At 63.9% G+C, this 18,895-nt stretch carries 21 protein-coding genes and 1 riboswitch; of the genes, 9 read left to right on the top strand and 12 right to left on the bottom strand.

The window, feature by feature from the left end; all coding sequences use genetic code 11:
- Nucleotides 1-34: 34 nt before the first annotated feature.
- On the top strand, nt 35-823 hold the full coding sequence (locus JG747_RS07880) for a lysophospholipid acyltransferase family protein (protein ID WP_019861421.1): 789 nt from the start codon (nt 35-37) through the stop codon (nt 821-823).
- Between the two features lie 18 nt (nt 824-841).
- Here the strand turns inward: JG747_RS07880 and JG747_RS07875 are convergent, their stop codons facing one another.
- From JG747_RS07875 to JG747_RS07865, 3 genes are all read right to left on the bottom strand, one after another.
- Nucleotides 842-1,468, bottom strand: a complete 627-nt coding sequence (locus JG747_RS07875) for a LysE family translocator (protein WP_019861422.1) — start codon at nt 1,466-1,468, stop codon at nt 842-844.
- Nucleotides 1,469-1,684: 216 nt separating this feature from the next.
- The gene (locus JG747_RS07870; RefSeq protein ID WP_019861423.1) at nt 1,685-2,632 is read right to left on the bottom strand and encodes an aldo/keto reductase; all 948 of its coding nucleotides are present in this window, start codon (nt 2,630-2,632) and stop codon (nt 1,685-1,687) included.
- A gap of 123 nt (nt 2,633-2,755) precedes the next feature.
- Nucleotides 2,756-3,277, bottom strand: a complete 522-nt coding sequence (locus tag JG747_RS07865; RefSeq protein WP_027047438.1) for a gamma-glutamylcyclotransferase — start codon at nt 3,275-3,277, stop codon at nt 2,756-2,758.
- A 152-nt stretch (nt 3,278-3,429) separates the two neighbouring features.
- On the opposite strand from JG747_RS07865, the gene JG747_RS07860 reads away from it, so the two are divergent.
- Together JG747_RS07860 and JG747_RS07855 are read left to right on the top strand one after the other, a co-directional pair.
- Nucleotides 3,430-4,428 carry a DUF2125 domain-containing protein gene (locus tag JG747_RS07860; RefSeq protein WP_202361517.1) on the top strand — a complete coding sequence of 333 codons (999 nt, stop codon included), beginning with the start codon at nt 3,430-3,432 and terminating at the stop codon, nt 4,426-4,428.
- Nucleotides 4,429-4,435: 7 nt separating this feature from the next.
- Nucleotides 4,436-5,365: a sugar kinase gene (locus JG747_RS07855; RefSeq protein WP_202361516.1), complete on the top strand. Its 930-nt coding sequence runs from the start codon at nt 4,436-4,438 to the stop codon at nt 5,363-5,365.
- Here JG747_RS07855 and JG747_RS07850 read toward each other — a convergent pair.
- Together JG747_RS07850 and hisC are read right to left on the bottom strand one after the other, a co-directional pair.
- Nucleotides 5,362-6,297: a prephenate/arogenate dehydrogenase family protein gene (locus JG747_RS07850; RefSeq protein ID WP_202361515.1), complete on the bottom strand. Its 936-nt coding sequence runs from the start codon at nt 6,295-6,297 to the stop codon at nt 5,362-5,364. The genes JG747_RS07855 and JG747_RS07850 overlap by 4 nt on opposite strands.
- A gap of 23 nt (nt 6,298-6,320) precedes the next feature.
- The gene (gene hisC, locus JG747_RS07845; protein ID WP_027047440.1) at nt 6,321-7,430 is read right to left on the bottom strand and encodes a histidinol-phosphate transaminase; all 1,110 of its coding nucleotides are present in this window, start codon (nt 7,428-7,430) and stop codon (nt 6,321-6,323) included.
- 160 nt (nt 7,431-7,590) lie between these two features.
- A riboswitch (SAM riboswitch) is annotated at nt 7,591-7,668 on the top strand.
- 105 nt (nt 7,669-7,773) lie between these two features.
- Here hisC and metX point away from each other — a divergent pair.
- Nucleotides 7,774-8,943, top strand: a complete 1,170-nt coding sequence (gene metX / locus JG747_RS07840) for a homoserine O-acetyltransferase MetX (protein ID WP_069090249.1) — start codon at nt 7,774-7,776, stop codon at nt 8,941-8,943.
- Nucleotides 8,944-9,001: 58 nt separating this feature from the next.
- A complete protein-coding gene (gene metW, locus JG747_RS07835) occupies nt 9,002-9,616 on the top strand; it encodes a methionine biosynthesis protein MetW (RefSeq protein ID WP_064981701.1) in 615 nt (204 codons plus the stop codon).
- 7 nt (nt 9,617-9,623) lie between these two features.
- Here the strand turns inward: metW and JG747_RS07830 are convergent, their stop codons facing one another.
- The 4 genes from JG747_RS07830 to JG747_RS07815 all read right to left on the bottom strand — a co-directional run bounded on the left by JG747_RS07830 (nt 9,624) and on the right by JG747_RS07815 (nt 13,715).
- Nucleotides 9,624-9,944 (bottom strand): DUF1330 domain-containing protein, encoded by a 321-nt coding sequence (locus tag JG747_RS07830; RefSeq protein WP_202361514.1) that lies wholly within the window; start codon nt 9,942-9,944, stop codon nt 9,624-9,626.
- A gap of 140 nt (nt 9,945-10,084) precedes the next feature.
- Nucleotides 10,085-10,888 carry a DUF1194 domain-containing protein gene (locus JG747_RS07825; protein WP_202361513.1) on the bottom strand — a complete coding sequence of 268 codons (804 nt, stop codon included), beginning with the start codon at nt 10,886-10,888 and terminating at the stop codon, nt 10,085-10,087.
- Nucleotides 10,889-10,976: 88 nt separating this feature from the next.
- Nucleotides 10,977-12,797, bottom strand: a complete 1,821-nt coding sequence (locus tag JG747_RS07820) for an ABC transporter ATP-binding protein/permease (RefSeq protein ID WP_202361512.1) — start codon at nt 12,795-12,797, stop codon at nt 10,977-10,979.
- Between the two features lie 129 nt (nt 12,798-12,926).
- Nucleotides 12,927-13,715 (bottom strand): class I SAM-dependent methyltransferase, encoded by a 789-nt coding sequence (locus tag JG747_RS07815; RefSeq protein ID WP_019861437.1) that lies wholly within the window; start codon nt 13,713-13,715, stop codon nt 12,927-12,929.
- A 163-nt stretch (nt 13,716-13,878) separates the two neighbouring features.
- Between JG747_RS07815 and gloB the strand changes: the two genes are divergently transcribed.
- Both gloB and JG747_RS07805 read left to right on the top strand, forming a co-directional pair.
- Nucleotides 13,879-14,646, top strand: coding sequence for a hydroxyacylglutathione hydrolase (gene gloB / locus JG747_RS07810; RefSeq protein WP_202361511.1), 768 nt, complete (start codon nt 13,879-13,881; stop codon nt 14,644-14,646).
- 13 nt (nt 14,647-14,659) lie between these two features.
- The gene (locus JG747_RS07805; RefSeq protein WP_038649956.1) at nt 14,660-15,112 is read left to right on the top strand and encodes a cupin domain-containing protein; all 453 of its coding nucleotides are present in this window, start codon (nt 14,660-14,662) and stop codon (nt 15,110-15,112) included.
- Here JG747_RS07805 and JG747_RS07800 read toward each other — a convergent pair.
- From JG747_RS07800 to JG747_RS07790, 3 genes are read right to left on the bottom strand one after another with little or no spacing between them, the layout of a single operon-like run.
- Nucleotides 15,087-15,761 (bottom strand): lysoplasmalogenase family protein, encoded by a 675-nt coding sequence (locus tag JG747_RS07800; protein WP_038649957.1) that lies wholly within the window; start codon nt 15,759-15,761, stop codon nt 15,087-15,089. The genes JG747_RS07805 and JG747_RS07800 overlap by 26 nt on opposite strands.
- Nucleotides 15,758-16,672, bottom strand: a complete 915-nt coding sequence (gene yddG / locus JG747_RS07795) for an aromatic amino acid exporter YddG (protein ID WP_202361510.1) — start codon at nt 16,670-16,672, stop codon at nt 15,758-15,760. The genes JG747_RS07800 and yddG overlap by 4 nt, the downstream gene beginning before the upstream one ends.
- 42 nt (nt 16,673-16,714) lie before the next feature.
- Entirely contained in the window at nt 16,715-17,503 is a 789-nt protein-coding gene (locus JG747_RS07790) for a DUF3108 domain-containing protein (RefSeq protein WP_019861443.1), read from the bottom strand.
- A 258-nt stretch (nt 17,504-17,761) separates the two neighbouring features.
- Here JG747_RS07790 and rpmB point away from each other — a divergent pair, with 258 nt between their 5' ends.
- Both rpmB and JG747_RS07780 read left to right on the top strand, forming a co-directional pair.
- The gene (gene rpmB / locus JG747_RS07785) at nt 17,762-18,058 is read left to right on the top strand and encodes a 50S ribosomal protein L28 (protein ID WP_010911765.1); all 297 of its coding nucleotides are present in this window, start codon (nt 17,762-17,764) and stop codon (nt 18,056-18,058) included.
- Between the two features lie 154 nt (nt 18,059-18,212).
- Nucleotides 18,213-18,893, top strand: coding sequence for a queuosine precursor transporter (locus tag JG747_RS07780; RefSeq protein WP_202361509.1), 681 nt, complete (start codon nt 18,213-18,215; stop codon nt 18,891-18,893).
- The last annotated feature ends 2 nt before the right edge of the window (nt 18,894-18,895 follow it).

Here is an 18,895-nt window from a genome sequence, read left to right as displayed (position 1 = left end):
TAACCAACGCACACTTCCTCACCGGACCTCCCCCATGCTCTATGTCAGATCGCTGGCGTTCAATTTCGTCTTCTACGTCAATCTGATCGTCCAGATGATCCTCTGGACCCCCTATTATTTCCTGTCGCCCCGCCACCGCGCGTGGTTCGTGCCGAAATTCTGGTCGCGCAGCTGCATGTGGCTCTACGACAAGATCGCCGGAACCAAGAACGACATCACCGGACAGGAAAACCTGCCCGAAGGCTCCTTCATCCTGGCGCCCAAGCACCAGTCGTTCTGGGACGCGATCGCCTTCTTCCCCTTCCTCCAGGACCCGCTCTACATCCTCAAGCGCGAGCTGACCTGGATCCCGTTTTTCGGCTGGTACATCATGAAGATGCGAATGATCCCGGTCGATCGCGGCAGCCGCTCCAAGGCCTTGAAGGCGGTGGTCGCGGCAACCAAGGAAGAGATGGCGCGCAACCCGCGCCAGCTGATCATCTATCCCGAGGGCACGCGCCGGGCGCCGGGCGACGAGCCGGCCTACAAATACGGCATCGTCGAAATCTACACGCAGCTTGGTGTTCCGGTGGTGCCGGTCGCCCATGTCGCCGGCCTCTATTGGCCGCGACGCAAATTCCTGCGCTATCCCGGCACCATCAAGGCGCGTTTCCTTCCGCCGATCCCACCGGGCCTCGGCAAGGACGAGTTCATGGCGCGCCTGATCGGCGAGACGGAAGCGGCTTGTGACCAGATGCTCGTCGAAGCGTCCCGCGCGGCCAACCCGCCCGCCTTCCCGCCGACGGCGTTGAAGCGGCTGCGGGAGCTCGGCGCGAAGGTCTGAAGACCTCCAGCCAGGCAATCAGCCGTAGACAGCCAGCACGGTGGTCAGCACCAGCGTCGCGGCAAAGACCAGGTTGATGATCCGCGAAGCGACAGGCCTGCGCAGGAAGCGCGCGAACGCCGCGCCGGCAAGCAGCCACACGGCGTGGATGACAACGATCATCCCGGCCAGAACCGTCAGCTTCAGCCATAGGCCGAGTTCCGCACCGCCTTGGTTCGACGAGGTGCCGGCGAATACGGCGGCGATCGCCACATAGGCTTTCGGGTTGGCGACCGCCAGCAGAAACCCGGCCAGCCAGGTCGGGCGCGCAGCCTCGGCCGTGCGTGCTGCCAGCGGCGGCGCCGTGGCGATCCTGAAGGCGAGATAGAGGATGTAGGCCGCCGACGCGACAACCAGCACCGGTGCCAGCTTCGGCATCGAGGAAAGCACCGCCAGGATCCCGGTCGCCACCACCAGCAGCACGGCGACCGTGCCGAGAACGATCCCCCAGGTGTAGCGCACAGAATCGCGCAGGCCGAAGGCGGCGCCGACAGCGGTGACGCTTATCGTTGCCGGCCCTGGGCTGCCCATGACCACCGTGGCGGCCAGCACCAGGGCGAGCAGAGGTCGCCAAAGCTGCGGCTGCAAAAGAAGCGGCTCGGTCATTGCACCCTCTGTCTTGCCAATAGCGGAGGACACTATGGCAAGGCAGGAGGGTGGTCTTGGACGTTCGTGCGGATGGAACAATTCCAGGAAAAGTGTGAAGCGGTTTTCCCGGGAAAAGCGCGTAGCGTTTTCCCTTGGGAATTGGGGCAAGAGGAAGAGATAGAGCGGTTCGCCGTTTCCATGAAACGGTGAGCTGCTCTAATCGCGGCCGAAGCCTCAGTCGCTCGCTTTGTCGAGCTCGGCCATGTCGTCGGCGGTCAATTTCAACGACGCCGCCTTGATCAGGCTGTCCATCTGGCTGGCCTTAGTGGCGCTGGCGATCGGTGCGGTGACGCCTGGCCGCGCGATCGCCCAAGCAAGAGCGACTTCCGCCTGTTTCGCCGAATGCTTGGCGGATATGGCATCGAGAGCGGCCAGAATGCGCATGCCGCGCGCGTTGAGATAGCTGCTGACGCCCTCGCCGCGTTCGCTTTGGCCAAGATCGGCCTCGCTGCGGTATTTGCCGCTCAGGAAGCCCTTGGCCAGGCTGAAATAGGTGATCACGCCGATATCCTCGGCCACGCACAGATCGCGCAACGGCCCATCGAATGAGGAGCGGTCGTAGAGATTGTATTCCGGCTGCAGCACCTCGTAGCGCGGCAGGCTTCGCAGGCTCGCCACGTCGAGCGCGGCGCGCAACTGGCCGGCGTCGAGGTTCGAGCAGCCGATGTGCCGGACCTTGCCCTTGGCAAGCAGCTTCTCATAGGCGCCAAGCGTTTCCTCATAGGGCGTGGCCGGGTCCGGCCAGTGCGACAGATAGAGGTCGATGACATCGGTCCGCAGCCGCTTCAGCGAGGCCTCGACGGCCTTTTCGATATAGGCGGCGGACAGGTCCTTGTGCCCCTGCCCCATATCCGAGCCGACCTTGGTGATCACCACGACCTTGTCCCGGTTGCCACGGTCCTTCATCCAGTTGCCGATGATGGTTTCCGATTCGCCGCCCTTGTTACCGGGCACCCAGCGCGAATAGGCATCGGCCGTATCGATGGCGTTCAGTCCGCCCGCCACAAAGCGGTCGAGCAGGTCGAACGAGGTTTTCTCATCGGCGGTCCAGCCGAAGACATTGCCGCCCAGAACCAGCGGCGCGATGGAAAGGTCGGTGCGACCGAGACGGCGTTTCTGCAAGATGGTTCTCCGTGATGATTGGGATGGGGCGCATGCAGCCCGCTGGCTGGGTTCGGAGCCTAAGCTAGGTCGTGCCGCTTCGAGGTCAAAGGCCTGATCCCCTCTTTCCGCAGAGCCAGCCATTCACGATGGCGCTATCCCCCGTGCCACATCCTCCAGCCAGTGGTCGCGGATGCCCAATGCTTCCAGATGCTTCAACGTGCTGAGCACATAATCCTCGTTGTTGCCGGATTGGCCGACAGCGCCGCGCACCACCGCGGCCGCATGCGCGGCATCCAGCGCGCCGGCATATTGCTCATGCTTGCGGTCGACGATGTAGGCGACCGCTTCGACCGTGCCGCCACCCTCGAGACGGACCTTGAGCGTGCGTTCGAGATAGACTGATGTGACGAGTTCGCGCTCGCGCAGATAGGCGATGACCTCGTCGCGCAACTCGCCGGGCACGCGGAAAGCCAGGCCGACGCAGGAGCCGCCATGGTCGAGGCCAAGCACCAGCCCGGGCCGCTGGCGCGTGCCGCGATGCACGAAGGAATAGACACAGAGCGAGCGGCGGTAGCCGTGCAGATGGGCGCGCCGTGTCTCGACATGTGCGAAACCCGGCCGCCAGATCAGCGAACCGTAGCCAAACACCCAAAAATCGCCCATATCGCCGTGCCTGATTGCAAAAAGAATGGCCACACCGCACCGGAAACCGGTGTTTTTTCCGTCCGTCCCCGGCTACCTATCCGTCAATGTCTACCTGGTTGTTGGAATCGAAGGTTCGTCCACCAACACCGTGGGTTAATGAGAGCCAAAGCATGACGTCAAGTGACGAACGCCAACCAAAGTCCCGCCGCGGCCTGTTCTGGCTTGTGGCGTTCATCGTTGTGTTGTTCGCCATCTACAGCGGCGGCTGGTTCTATTTGGCCAACAGGGTCAGGGTCGAGGCCGACAAGGCGGTCGCCACGCTCAACAAGAGCGGCATCAATGCCGGCTGCGCCAATCTCCAGGTCAGCGGCTATCCCCTGAGCTTTACCGTCTCCTGCGACAATCTGGCGTATGAGGACGATGCCAAGAACATCGCAGCCTCGGCCGGCTCCTTCAATGCCGTCGCCCAGATCATCCAGCCCTTGTCGCCGGTCGCCGATCTGCGCGGTCCGCTCAGGACCTCCGTCCCCGGCATGGTGCCGCTGTGGATCGACTGGGACAATCTGCAGGCCAAGGTCAAGCTTTCATGGCCGCTGCCGCAACGCGTTGCGCTGCAGGCGGAAGGCCTGTCGGGCCAGACGGACCCGGCCGACGACACCGACCCGGTGGAACTGTTCAGCGCCGGCAGGGCGGCCGGCCAGCTGCAGCCGAACGGTCAGGACGTCGATTATGCCGGCAGCTTCACCGATCTGGAGATCGACCCGGATGCAATCGGCGGTCGCGTGCTGCCGGCGCTCGATGCCAGCGGCGACGCCACGCTGAAGAATGGTGTCGCGCTTATCGGAACGCAGGTGACGAGCCTTCGCGGCCAAAGGGTAGAGATCCGCAACCTCGATTTGTCGTCGGGCACGGCGCGGGTCACCGTTTCCGGGCCGCTGTCGGTCGACGCCGAAGGCCTGGTCGACGCCGATCTGATGATCAGGATCAAGGATCCCAAGGCCGTGGCGGCCATTCTGGCCGGCGCCATACCCGAGCAGAAGAACGCGATCGAACAGGGATTTGCCGCGCTCGCCATGCTCGGCAGCGAACCGTCGATGCCGCTGAAAGTGCTCAAGGGCAAGGCCTCGCTCGGCTTCATCCCGCTCGGCAAGATCAAGCCGGTGCAATAGCGCGCCCATGACAAGCCCACCGAGGCTCCTCAGCGTCGGCGCGCTGACGCTGGACACCATCCTGCGTGTCGAGACGCTGCCCACGCACCAGGGCAAGTTCATCGCCGCCGACGGTGTGCAGATCGCCTCGGGCATGGCCACCAGTGCCGCCTGCGCCGCGCATCGCCTGGGCGCCGAGGTGTCGCTATGGGCGAGCGCCGGCGACGACCTCATTGGCGATCAGCTGATCGCCGGGATCGAGGCCGAGGGTGTCGACTGCGGCTATGTCCGCCGCGTCGGCGGCGCCCGCTCGGCATTGGCCTCGATCCTGGTCGACGCGCATGGCGAGCGCATCATCGTGCCTTTCTATGACAGCCTGGCCCAGGCCGATCCAGAGGCATTGCCTTTCGCCGACATCACGGCATTCGATGCCGTGCTGGTGGACGTGCGCTGGCCGGGTGCCGCGGCGCTTGCCCTCAAGGCAGCGCGCGCGGCAGGCCGGCCGGCAATCCTCGATGCCGACACAGCCCCGCTGGCGGTGTTGGAGCAACTGTTGCCGCTGGCTTCGCACATCGTCGCCTCGGAGCCCGCCGTCCGCATCATCTGCGGCCAGGCGCTGGATCTGGCGAGCGCTTGCACCGACATGGCTTCCCGCACCGATGCGTTCGTCGCCGTCACCGGCGGCGCGGAAGGCACCTGGTGGTTCGATCGCGCGGCGGGATCATCCCGTCATGTCGCGGCACCGAAGATCAAGGCGGTTGACACGCTCGCCGCCGGCGACGTCTTTCACGGCGCCCTTGCTGTCGGACTGGCGGAGGCCATGCCGGTCGAGCAGGCCTTGCGCTTTGCAAGTGCCGCCGCCGCGCTCAAATGCCTGCGCTTTGGCGGCAGGCTCGGCGCGCCGGACCGGGCCGAGACGCTGGCCATGGTCGCGGCGACCTGGCCCGAAACAGCCTAGTTCTTCGACGGGTGCTCGACCGCCTGGCGGCCGAAATCCGGCACGTCGATATCCTGGCCGGCCTCGATGATCGAGCGGCGTACCGCCCGAGTGCGGGTGAACAGGTCGAACAATTTGTCGCCATCGCCCCAGCGGATCGCCCGCTGCAGGAATGCCAGATCTTCCGAGAACCGCGCCAGCATTTCGAGAATGGCGTCCTTGTTGTGCAGGCAGACGTCCCGCCACATGGTCGGGTCGGAGGCGGCCAGACGCGTGAAGTCGCGAAAGCCGGAGGCGGAATATTTGATGACTTCCGTCTTGGTCACCGATTCCAGATCGTCGGCGGTGCCGACGATGTTGTAGGCGATGATGTGCGGCAGATGCGAGACGATGGCGAGCGTCATATCGTGATGCTGGGGATCCATCGTGTCGATGTTGGCGCCGCAACGGCGCCAGAATTCCGACAGCCTCTCAAGCGCGTCCGGATCGGTGCCTGGCAACGGCGTGAAGATGCACCAGCGATTGTCGAACAGATCGGCGAAACCGGCATCCGGGCCGGATTTTTCCGTGCCCGCCAGCGGATGGCCGGGAATGAAATGAACGCCATCAGGCACATGCGGCTGCATCTGGGCGATGACCGACGCCTTGGTCGAGCCGACATCGGTGAGGATGGCGCCCTTCTTCAACGCCGGCGCGATCTCCTCAGCCACCGCACCGGACGAGCCGACCGGCACCGAGACGATGACCAGGTCGGCATTGCGGACCGCTTCCTTCGCGTCGGTCGTGTAGGAATCGCCCAGTCCAAGCTCTTCCGCCCGCTTCAGCGTCGCGGCGCTGCGGGTCGAGATGGCAACGTGGCCGGCAAGACCCTCGCGTCGGATGACGCGGGCCAGCGACGAGCCGATCAGGCCGATGCCGACCAGCGCGATCTTTTCAAACATCGGTGATGTCATGGTGTTCCTGCTTTTCGGGCGTTCTAGCTTTTCAGGAATGTCGTGAGCGCGGCGACGACGCCGCGATTGGCCTCTTCCGTGCCGACGGTCATGCGCAGCGCGTTGGGGAAGCCGTAGCCGGAAACGCGCCGCAATATATAGCCGCGCGCGGTCAGATAGTCGTCCGCCGCGGCCGCCGAATGCTTTTGATCATCGGGAAAGTGAATGAGCAGGAAATTGCCGACGCTGGGCGTCACCCGCAGCCCGAGCCCAGTCATCTCCTGGCTCAGCCAGGTCAGCCAGGTCTCGTTATGCGCCACGCTGCGCTCGACATGGGCGCGGTCGCGGATTGCCGCGATGCCGGCCTCGATCGCCGTCGCATTGACGTTGAAGGGACCGCGCACGCGGTTGATCGCATCGACGATGTGCATGGGCGCATACATCCAGCCGATCCGCGCGCCACCGAGGCCGATCTTGGAGAAGGTGCGGGTCATGACCACGTTCTCGGCGCTGCCAACCAGTTCGATGCCGGCCTCATAGTCGTTGCGGCGGACATATTCGGCATATGCCGCGTCGAGCACCAGCAGCACATGTCTGGGCAGGCCGGCATGCAGGCGGCGCACCTCCTGGAACGGCACATAGGTGCCGGTAGGATTGTTGGGATTGGCAAGGAACACGATCTTGGTTCGCAGCGTGACGGCCGCCAGTATCGCATCGATGTCGGCCCGCTCATCGGTCTCCTTGACCGCGATCGGCGCAGCCCCGGCCGACTGGATGTAGATCTTGTAGACCATGAAGGCGTGTTCGGTGAATATCGCCTCGTCGCCGGGCGCCAGATAGGTCTGCGCCAGCAGGCCAAGGATCTCGTCGGAGCCGTTGGAGCAGATGATGTTCTGCGCGTTGAGGCCATGCACTTCCGCGATCGCCTCGCGCAGCCGCCTGGCGGTACCGTCGGGATAGATGTCGAGCCTGGCGGCGACTTCACGCGCGGCTTCGATCGCCTTCGGCGACGGGCCAAGCGGGTTCTCGTTGGACGATAGCTTGTAGACCTTGGCGACACCGGCGGGTGCGGCGCTCTTGCCCGGCACATAGGCGTCGATGTCCATGATACCCGCGCGCGGGGTTGGACGTGCCTGATCCGGTGTCTGGTTCATTTTTGCAAAATCCATCGAAAATGCCTCGATCCGGAGGCCGCAGCGGAAATACAAGCCGTGGCCGATAATGTCGAGAGGTGGCAGTGATGCCAGCAGCCGGCCCAGATGTCGGCCCAGATGTCGGCATTGACGGCAGCGCGGGCGAGTTCTAGAAGGGCAGCAACAGTTCCGTGGTGATTTGGCCGGTCGGCTTGCAGCCACGTTAAACAATTCGCTAAAGGGCCGTTTGCGTGACGTAACCGGCTTTGCGAAGGCAATGCCGGTTTTTTATTGTCCGCGGCCGGCCGGATGGACGCATCGACGGCGATTTTTCGCCTGATATGATGCAGCAGGTGAGACAAGAATGGCCGCTCTGCGCGCAGGAAAGACCAACAACGAAGCCGACCAGCCGTCGAGCCCGGTGTTGCGCTTCGGGGCGGACAAGCCGCTCAAGCTCGACGCCGGCACGCTGCTATCGCCGTTCCAGATCGCCTACCAGACCTACGGCACGCTGAACGATGCCCGCTCCAATGCCATCCTCGTCTGCCATGCTCTGACCGGCGACCAGCATGTCGCCAACACCAATCCGGTGACCGGCAAGCCGGGCTGGTGGGAAGTGCTGATCGGCCCCGGCAAGATCATCGACACCAACCGTTTCTTCGTCATCTGCTCCAACGTCATCGGAGGCTGCCTGGGTTCAACCGGCCCGGCATCGACCAACCCCGCCACCGGCAAGCCCTATGGGCTCGACCTGCCGGTCATCACCATCCGCGACATGGTGCGGGCGCAGCAGATGCTGATCGACCATTTCGGCATCGAGAAACTGTTCTGCGTGCTCGGCGGCTCGATGGGCGGTATGCAGGTGCTGGAATGGGCGTCAAGCTATCCGGAGCGTGTCTTTTCGGCGCTGCCGATCGCCACCGGTGCGCGCCATTCCTCGCAGAACATTGCCTTCCATGAGGTCGGTCGGCAGGCCGTGATGGCCGATCCGGACTGGCACGGCGGCAAATATTTCGAAAACGGCAAACGCCCGGAAAAAGGGTTGGCGGTAGCGCGCATGGCCGCCCACATAACCTATCTGTCGGAAGCCGCCCTGCACCGGAAATTCGGCCGCAATCTGCAGGATCGCGAGGCGCTGACCTTCGGCTTCGACGCCGACTTCCAGATCGAAAGCTATCTGCGCCACCAAGGCATGACCTTCGTCGACCGCTTCGACGCCAATTCCTATCTCTACATGACGCGGTCAATGGACTATTTCGATCTCGCCGCCGATCATGGCGGGCGGCTGGCGGATGCTTTTGCCGGCACCAAAACCCGCTTCTGCCTGGTGTCCTTCACCTCGGATTGGTTGTTTCCGACCGAAGAGAGTCGCTCGATCGTGCACGCGCTCAACGCGGCCGGCGCGTCCGTGTCCTTCGTCGAGATCGAGACCGACCGTGGCCACGATGCCTTCCTGCTCGACGAGCCGGAACTGTTCGCCGCCATCAACGGCTTCATCGGCTCCGCAGCACGGGCGAGAGGGCTAAGCGCATGACCCCGGAAAGTTGCAGACTTTCGGGATCGGGATCATGCGCCGCAAAGGAGACGACATCATGAGCGTCAACGGCAGCCAGCGCGTCGACCTCGAGGTCGTCGCCAATCTGATCCCACCGCAGTCCCGCGTGCTCGATGTTGGTTCGGGCGACGGCTCGCTGCTTGAATTGCTGCAGGACACCAAGCAGGTCGACGGCCGCGGAATGGAACTGTCGCAGCGCGGCGTCAACGAATGCGTGGCGCGCGGCCTCTCCGTCATCCAGGGCGATGCCGACAAGGATCTCGAATTCTATCCCGACAAGGGTTTTGACTTCGTCGTCCTGTCGCAGACCTTGCAGGCGACGCGCAACCCGAAGCTGGTGCTCGACGAGTTGCTCCGCATCGGCAACCGGGCGATCGTCTCCTTCCCCAATTTCGGCCATTGGCGGGTGCGTCTGTCGCTGTTCGTCAAGGGCCGCATGCCGGTGACCCAGGACCTGCCCTATTCCTGGTACGACACCCCCAACATCCACTTCTGCACCATCCGCGACTTCGTCAATTTGTGCGAAGAGCTTGGCGCGACGGTGGAAAAGGCAACCGCGCTCGACGCCGCCGGCCAGAAGATCGGCCTGTCCATGCCCTGGTGGTTCTGGAACTTCTTTGGCCAGCAGGCGGTGTTCCTGCTGAAACGATAAGGCACGTCTAGCCCAGGACATCCGTCGCCTTGTGCGGATGTTCGACGCCGTCGGCAAACACCACATCGGATTGGGAGTTCTCCGTGCGCAAGGCCAATATTGCCTGATAGGCGGGCGAAGCATACCACTCGCGCACATGCTGCTGGTCGGGAAATTCGATGATGATGAGGTTGCCCGGCCAGTCGTTCTCGATCACCTCCACATCGCCGCCATGGACCAGGAAACGGCCTCCAAACGGTTCCAGCGTGGCATCGATCTTGTGCAGATACTCGACGATCTGCGGCCCCATCGTGACTTGGCGCATATGGGCGATGGCGTAAGCGGTCATGACGTAACTCCCTTTGCATCGAGACCGACCAACCGGCCTCGCAAGGGCAAATCTGCCGGAATGCCTGACGCAAAGCGATTACGCCAGAGGTAATGGAATCGGTGCCTTCGACGGCCGGCCGCAGGTGCTCTTGCGCAATTTCACCGGTCGAGTTCCGGAAAATACGGATCCGACAGGAACCGCCTGTCGCGTTCGCCTTGCAGGCAGTCGATCGGCGCGTCCGCATCGACAGGGATGATGCTGGCCTTGTCCTGAATACCGCTCACCTCGAGGATCAGCTTGCGCCGGATGGCGGTGGAGAATTCGGCAGCCGAGTAGATGGGCAGCACGAATGAGCCGGGTCCGCCGGTCACGCACTGCGCATAATACTGGTCGAGATGCTTGAAGGTGGGCGATGGATTGATCAGGATCGGCAGGCCGTTGATGACGATGCCTTTTGCGGTTGCCGCATCGCGCGTCGCGGTGACCGGCGGCCCGATATTGTTGGGGCCATCGCCCGACATGTCGATGACGCTGCGCTCACCGGCGAAATTCGTCCTGCCGAGCAGCTCTGTGCCGAAGGCAATTGCCGTGGAAATCGAGGTACCGCGAAAACTCCGGAACGGGCGCGCCGCCACCTTGTCGGCAAAGCTGTTGGCGCTTTGCGCGCCATCGATGATCTGCCAATCGATGACCGCGTCGTCGCGCACCGTGCCGGCCCATTCGAAATAGGCAATCGCGATGCGGCCGGTATTGCCGGACCGGACGGCCTGGATGAAGTCGGGATGGCGCAGCGCCTCGACATAGCCGGCGCGTTGCAGGGCGAATTCCTTCTCGTCCATCGACAGGGATATATCGACCGCCAACACCAATTCCACGTCAACAGCCAGCGCACCTGATGGCGAGGCAACGGGCGTTGGCTGGACACAGGCAAGACAGGCAAGCAGGCGCAGAGCATCAAGCATCGCCACCGCCAAGTTTTGTTTCTCGGGGAAATCTTCCTTCGCGATCGCGGCGAAATAAAGCTTGCTGCGAGAGTGCGGGAAAGCGGTCCTATTTCTTGCCGCGGACCGCGACCGGCGGCGGATCGATGGCGCCGGCCCTGACGTGGGCGGGCTTCAGCGCTGGCGCACCGGAATCCTTGACGATCGTCAGGCCGCGCGGAAAGAATTGGATATTGTGCTGCCCGCGCCCGATGTTGATGATCGTGGCGCCCTTCAGATGCTTTTCCAGCATCGCCAGCACACGTCGCAGCGAGGGGCCGTCGAATGCATCCATGGCTTCGTCGATGATCACCCATTTCGGCTGTCGCAAGGCGAGCCTGGCCACGCCCAGCAAGCGCTGTTCGTCATCGCCCAATTCATGGTCCCAGCGCCCGACGCGGTCGAGCGAGGACGACAGCCGTTCCAGACCAATTTCGGCCAGCACCGCCACAATCTCGGCGTCACTCGCGGGCGCATGCCCGTTGGCGTGATTGAGCACCTCGCGCAACGTGCCGGCCGGCAAATACGGCACGCGCGGCACGAAGATGAGGGTTTCTCCGGCCGGCAGGCCGATTTTTCCGCTGCCCCAGGGCCAAAGCCCGGCAATGGCGCGGAAGAACAGCGTCTTGCCGGCGCCGGGTTCGCCGGTGATCATCACGCGATCGCCGGCGCGGATTTCGACATGCTGGTCGGAGAGTTTTGTGCAGCCCTCCGGCGAGGCCACCTGCAGCTTCTCGAACGTCAGGCTGCCATTGGCGTTCTGATCGAAGGTGATACGCCTTTCGGTGTCGTGCAGCACGTCGGTTTCATCGAGCGCGATGCGGAAGTCGGCGACACGCATCAGCGTGGCGCGCCAATCGGCGATGCTGCCGATATTGTTGATGAACCAGCGCAACGAGGAATGGACCTGGTTGAAGGCACCGACCGCCATCATCAGCCCGCCAAAGCTGATATCGCCCGAGAAATAGACGGGCGAGGCAACCAGGATCGGCGCCACGACGGTAATCCAGCCATAGGTATCGGTCACCCAGGACAGGTTGATCTGCGCGGTATAGATGCGCCGCATGGCGCCCAGCACCGTGCCGAGGTCGAGTTCGAGCCGCTGCTTGGCGTCGGCCTCGCCATGGTACAGCGCGATGGCATCGACATTCTCGTTGACGCGCACCATCGAGGAGCGCAGCTCCGCCTCCCGTGTGTAGCGGTCGCTGTTCAGCTTGATGAGCGGCCGCCCGACCAGCCAGCTCAGCCAGGAGGCGGTGCCGGCATAGAGGAACGCCGCCCAGACCATGTAGCCCGGTATGGCCAGCGACCAGCCATTGATGTGGAAGACGAAGCCCGAAGACAGTTCCCACAGCACGCCGACGAAGGACACGAGCAGGATGAGCGACTGCAAAAGCCCGACGCCGAGATCGGTCGACAGGTCGGACAGATGCGCCGCATCCTGCTGCATGCGCTGGTCGGGATTGACGCCGATGGCGCCGGCATTGGCCAGCCGGAAGGCGCGCACCGGCCGCATCCACTGGTCGATCAGGTCGAGCGTCAGCGCCTCGCGCAACTTCAGCCGGATCATCTGGTTGAGCCACGTCTGGCCGATATTGAGCACCAGCAGCCCGCCGGCGATCATCGCAAAGACAAGGAGCTGGTGCAGGAAAGCCGCCATGTCGCGGCGCGCCAGCGCATCGTAGAAGGGCTGGTTCCAGCGGTTGAGCAGGACCTGGCCGATCGAGGTCGCGATGATGACGGCCATGATGCCGACCGACGTCCACAGCAGCCATTTGCGAACCGGCGACACCACCAGCGCCCGTCTGATCGTCGCAACCTGATCACGCAGGCTGCTGGCTTCGACGGCGACCGGCTGAACGGTGGCCTGATTGTCAAGTTGATCAGCCATGTCAGAGGTCCTTGCGTTCAGGTGCGATGCTGAAACCGGATGATGACGGCATCCGCATATCAGGCAGGCTGCGAGTTCACCACGACAGATAGGTCGAGGAGGGACGCGCCGCGCGCGTTTCTAGCACGATCACGAAGGTTTCACCTGGCGAGACGGCATGGCCGCGCCGGCCGCCTCGGCCCGGCGGCCGAGTCGTGTCGCGCCGTGTGGCGACAGCACCGGCACGAAGACGCGGCGCGAGGCGCGCTGGGCGACCGGCACCCCCTGATAGAGCCGCTTCTGCGCCTCGACGACGATGACGCCCGAAAAGATCGGCCACAGCCGCCGGCCGGCGCGCTCCAGCACATTGTGGAAGCGCATCATGAAGCGCCGCCGCGATGGCGGGAAGAACAGCGCATCGGACCAGGCGGCGGGCGTGAAATTCGCCTCGCGCAGCAGTTCCGTCAGCTGGCCGCGCGAGAACGGCCGGCCATTGCCGAACGGTGTATGCTCGAAGCGCGCCCAGACACCGCGCCGGTTGGGCACGACGATGACGACGCGCCCCGCGGGCGACAGCACCCGCCAGATCTCGTTGAGCGTCTCGCGCGGATTTTCGACATGTTCGAGCGAATGGACGAGCAGCATGCGGTCGATGCAGGAATCGACCAGCGGCAGTTCCTCGTCAAAGACCAAAGCGGTCGCCGTCGGCCCCGTCGCGGGCCACACCACGGCGCCCTGCGTTGCCGGCATGAAGGCGAAGACCCGCTCCGCATCGGAGCCGAAACGCTCCAGCCACGGCAAGGTATAGCCAAGGCCGACCAGCCGTTCATTGGGGACAGCGGCCCATATCGACGACAGCGCCATGGTGATCGAACGCTCGGCGAACCGGCCAAGCGTTGTCGAATAGAAGGAGCGAAGGTCGACGATGTCGGAATGCATGTCAGGGATGTAGCCGTGATATCGGCCGGTTTCAACAAAAGGCCCTGAGGCGGTCGACACATTGCGATGGTATTTGTCCTCCCCGGGAATGACATTCGGTCATCCCATAGATGACATCCGCCCTCCGGCGCCCTATGTCTGCGGCGACAAAAGGAGAGACGCGATGGCGGTCGAAATCGAACAATTCATGTGCCGCACGGACAATTTCGGCGTGCTGGTGCATGACCCCAAAAGCGGGCAGACGGCGATCATCGACGCGCCCGAGGAAGCGCCGATCCTGGCCGCGATCAAGCGCACCGGCTGGACGCCGACGATGATCCTGACCACGCATCATCATATGGACCACGTCGAGGCCAATCTGGCGCTGAAGGAACGCTTCAAGCTGCGCATCGTCGGCCCGGAGGCGGAAAAGGCCAAGATTCCCGGCATCGACGAAACCGTCGAGGGCGGCTACGTGCTACATCTCGGCGACGAGCGCATCGAGGTGATCGCCACACCCGGCCATACCGCCGGCCATGTCTCCTATCATCTGCCGGCATCGCAGGTGGCGTTCACCGCCGACACGCTGTTCGCGCTCGGCTGTGGGCGGCTGTTCGAATGCAAGCCGCCGGTGATGTATGAATCGCTGAAGAAACTCGCAGCCCTTCCCGCCGCGACGACGATCTATTGCGGCCATGAATACACGCTTGCCAACGCCCGTTTCGCGCTGACCGTCGACCCGACCAATTCGGCATTGAAGGAGCGCGCCGCCAGGATCGAGGCACTGCGGGCCGACAACGAGCCGACACTGCCGACGACGATCGGCGAGGAACTGTCGACCAATCCTTTCCTGCGCTGGCACGATCCGGCAATCCGCAAGCATCTCGGTATGGAAAAGGCCGGGGATGCCGAGGTGTTCGCCGAAATCCGCAAGCGCAAGGACAATTTCTGAGTGCCTGCGACCGATGACCAGCGCAGCAGAAATCATCGCGACACTCGGACTGAAGCCGCATCCGGAAGGCGGCTGGTACGCGGAAACCTTTCGTGACGAGGCCGGCGGAGCGCGCGGCCATTCGACCGCCATCTATTTCCTGCTGGAACAGCACCAGCTTTCGGCCTGGCATCGGGTCAAGGATGCAGCCGAGGTCTGGCATTTCCATGCCGGCGCGCCGCTGGCGCTGTCGATGTGGGAAGAAGGCGGTCCAAAGGGCAGCCAGGTCATTGAGCAGGTGCTCGGCATCGAACTCGCGGCCGGCGAACGGCCACAGATCGTCGTGCCGGCGGGCTGGTGGCAATCGGCGCGCAGCCTGGGCGAATGGACGCTGGTCGGCTGTACCGTCGCGCCGGGCTTTGATTTTGCCGCCTTCGAACTGGCTGAGCCGGGCTGGAATCCTAACCCAGCAGGAAGCCAAGCGTAATCGCAAGCTGGGCCGCGTAATACAGCACCCAGACGGCCAAACGCATCCAGGCGCGATGCGGCGAGATGGCCGCCACCAGGAATTTCTCGGTGGCCAGCAGTCCGTCCGATGCCATGAACAGCACCGCGCCGCCGATGACCCAGGCGCTGTTGGTGGTCAGCGCCGCCATGCCCATCGCCAGGATCGCCACGACATAGATGGCGATCGGCGCACGCAGGCCGGGGCCGACACGACGCCAGAGCGCGGCCAGCATGACGATGGCGAACACCGCCAGTGCCAGCGCGATCGCCCCGCGCCAGGGCTCGGCGCCAAGCAGCCCCAACCCGCCGCCGCTGCGCAGGAACAGCGCGATGTAGACGATGTGGGAGACAAGGAAGCTTGCGAGCCCACCGAGAAATGCCTTTTCGCCGTCGCGCGACAGGAACGCGTCTCCCACCGCGCTGAGCGCAAGCGCCGCGACCAACAACAGCGGGCCGCCTTGCAGCGCCGAAAGCACGGCCAGCATCGCGACTGCGAGCGCCTTAGCCGCGGAGCGGGCAAGGCTCGGCGGCATGCCCAGCGTGAAGGCGTAGATCACCGCCGCCACCAGCGAGAAGATCAGCGTCGCATTGGCATTGGCGTCGATGCCGCCGGCAAACGGCATGGTCATGCCGCGGCTCCGCTTTCGGATGCCGTGGCTTCGGTCTCGGCGGCGGCCGGCTTGCGCAGGAACAGCGACTTCGCCGCCAAGGCAGCGCCGCCGGTGATGAGCACGCAAGCGGCGAGGATGCGCAGCGACGGCTCGGCGACGCCGGCCACAATCAGCACCAGCGTCGAGAGCAGCGGCGCCGCGTAGCTTGCGGCGCCCAGCACCTGAATGTTGCCGCGCTTGACGCCGATGTCCCAGGCATAGAAGGCCGCACCCACCGGCATCAGGCCAAGCCCGAGCACGGCCAGCCACTGGCCTGCACCATTTGGCAACACTGTCTGTTCCAGCGCCAGATGGCAGCCGAGGGACAGCACGGCGGTCGCCGCGCAGAACCAGGTGACGATGCTGGTCGGCACCGAAGGAAAGCGCCGCGACAAAAGCGAATAGGACGACCAGAGCAGGGCGCAAACGGCAGCCATGGCGTAACCGAAGGTGTAGCGCGCATCGAAGGCCAGCCCGCCGCCCTTGGTGACGATCAGCACCGTGCCGGCCAGACCGAGCAACGCGCCGACGACATGGTTCCACGCCAGTTTTTCGCCCGGCATCAGCGCGGAGCCGAGCACGATCAGCAGGGGCCACAGATAGGCGATCAAGCTCGCCTCCACCGCCGGCGCGTTGCGCAGCGCGGTGAAATAGAAAAAGTGGTAGCCGAACAGGCCGGCGATACCGATCACCCAGACCTGCGGCGGTATTTTCGGGCTCTTCTCGGCGGCCGGCATGAACAGCCGCGCGACAAGCCCGACGACGGTGCCGATCGAGAAGGTGATCGCCGACAAAAGGAACGGTGGCACCTTGCCGGAGGCATCGGTGAGCAGCGCCAGAAGCGCCCACATGGCGACCGCTGAAAAACCGATCAGTGTTGCGCGCGCCATGTCCCCTCCCGTGGCGCGCCCTGTTCTGTTTCCAGGGCGGCCCTATTGTACCGCTTCGAACCGTCTCGCGCTTATGGTCAGCGGACCAATCTGGGTCCCTACCGTGGCGTGGATCGGCGCATATACGCCGGTTTGGCCGAGCGGTGCAAACGTCACCATCATGCGGCTTCTGTTCTTCAGGAACTCCAGCGCCTTGCGGCCCTTGCGATAGCCGGCCACCGGCTCGAAACCCATCCGGCAGGTGATGGTATCGCCCTTGTAGCCCGGCACCGAGATCGTGCCTTTCGAAGCGTAGGTCAGCGTCAGGTTGGCGCGCATCTCGCCGTCATAGAATTTCACCGTGCGGCCGCAGACCTGGTCGAGGCTGTCGGCATGGATGACGGTCGCCGCCATCGGATCGAGCACCGATGCCAGGTCGCCGGCACCGATCGGCACCCAGTCGTTGGGGTCGCGCTGGCCCGGCGCCGGGATGACCTGCGTCGAGGTGACGGCGCCATTGGCAAAGCGAATGTCGATCGCCGACACCTTCTTGCCCGAGGTATAATCGGCGCGGAACGCCTGGGGCACCATTTTCTTGCCGGAAATCGTGCCCTTGGATGAGATCGTGCCGCGCGTGTCGTCGAACAGTTTGGCCAGTCCGGCGGCGCTGACAGTGCCGTCGATCGCATAAGCGCCGTTCTCATAGTGGCTTGAGAAGGTCGATCTCGCGATCGAGAGACCAAGAAATGACACCGTGTACTCGCCCTTGAAAGACTGCGGCGAGGCAGCCGACGCGGCGGACGGCAAGGCGACGGCAAGCGCGGCAACAAGCGCGTGAGACAAACGAAGCATGCGGGATCGGATCCTTGATTTTCGGCCGGAGGCGGGCGACCCCGGTCTGGCGTGTCCCTATGAGACCGCTTATAGGATGAAATCCGGCCTTAATATGAAATGCCGGGCGCTTCCGTGGCGAAGCCGGAGCTTGACGCCCCGCTGAAATGCAACTATGGAACGCCAACTTTTTCCATAAGGCCGCCTGATCAGAACCGCGCGCCACCCGGCGTGGGCACAAAGGTTTGGCAGGTCCCGAGAGAATTGAAGGTTAGAATTATGTCCCGCACCTGCGAACTCACTGCCAAGGCAGTCCAGACCGGCAACAATGTGAGCCACGCCAACAACAAGACCAAGCGTCGCTTCCTGCCGAATCTCGTCAATGTGACGCTGATCTCGGAAGCGCTGAACCAGAATGTGCGCCTGCGCATTTCGGCCAACGCGCTGCGTTCGGTGGAACATCGCGGCGGCCTCGACGCCTTCCTGGCCAAGGCCGACGTCAAGGAACTGTCGCAGCGCGCGCGCCTGCTGAAGAAGCAGATCGCCAAGAAGCTGGCCGAACAGGTCGCTGCCTAACATCGGATAAAGGCGGGGGACCGCCCAAGCCAACTTGTTGGCCTGGAGCATCGGATGGATCCGCAAGGGTTCGACAATCCGGTGCTCGACTACGAAGCGAGCACGGCCCCGATGGGCATGATGCTCCGCTGGTTCCATTACCCAGGATAAAAAAATGACTTCCTTCTCGCGATATCTGCCCTTCGTGGCCGCCATGGCGCTTGTTGTCGTGGCGTCGAACATCCTCGTGCAGTTCCCGATGCATGGGCAGATCGGCGGCCTGTCTCTGGCCGACCTGCTCACCTGGGGCGCTTTCACCTATCCCTTCTCCTTCCTGGTCACCGACCTCGCCAACCGCCGCTATGGCCCTGCCGTGGCGCGCCGGATCGTCTTTGTCGGCTTCATGACGGCGGTGGTCTGCTCGATCCTCGTCCCGCCCTTCCTGTTCCGCCATGGCCTGATCGAATTCGAAACGGCGGCCGACCGGCTGGTACGCATCGCTGCCGCTTCAGGCGCGGCGTTCCTGTGCGCGCAACTGCTCGACGTCACCGTGTTCAACCGGCTGCGCCGGCAGAACTGGTGGCGGGCGCCGATCGTCGGCACGCTGGTCGGATCGGTCTTCGACACCATGGTGTTCTTCACCGTCGCTTTCTCGGCCGCTTTCGCTTTTGCAGGCCCCAACGACAGTTTCGCGCTCGAGACGGCGCCGCTGATGGGCGTCTTCCATGTCGAGGCCATGCGCTGGGTTTCTTGGGCGCTGGGCGATCTCGCGGTGAAGCTGATCATCGCGGTGGTCGCGCTCATCCCCTACCGGCTGCTCGCCGCTCGCTGGAGCCAGCCGGCGCTGGCCGTCTAAAC

This window comes from Mesorhizobium sp. 131-3-5, assembly GCF_016756575.1.
Lineage (GTDB): Bacteria > Pseudomonadota > Alphaproteobacteria > Rhizobiales > Rhizobiaceae > Mesorhizobium > Mesorhizobium jarvisii.
This window is presented reverse-complemented; position numbering and strand designations above follow the sequence as displayed.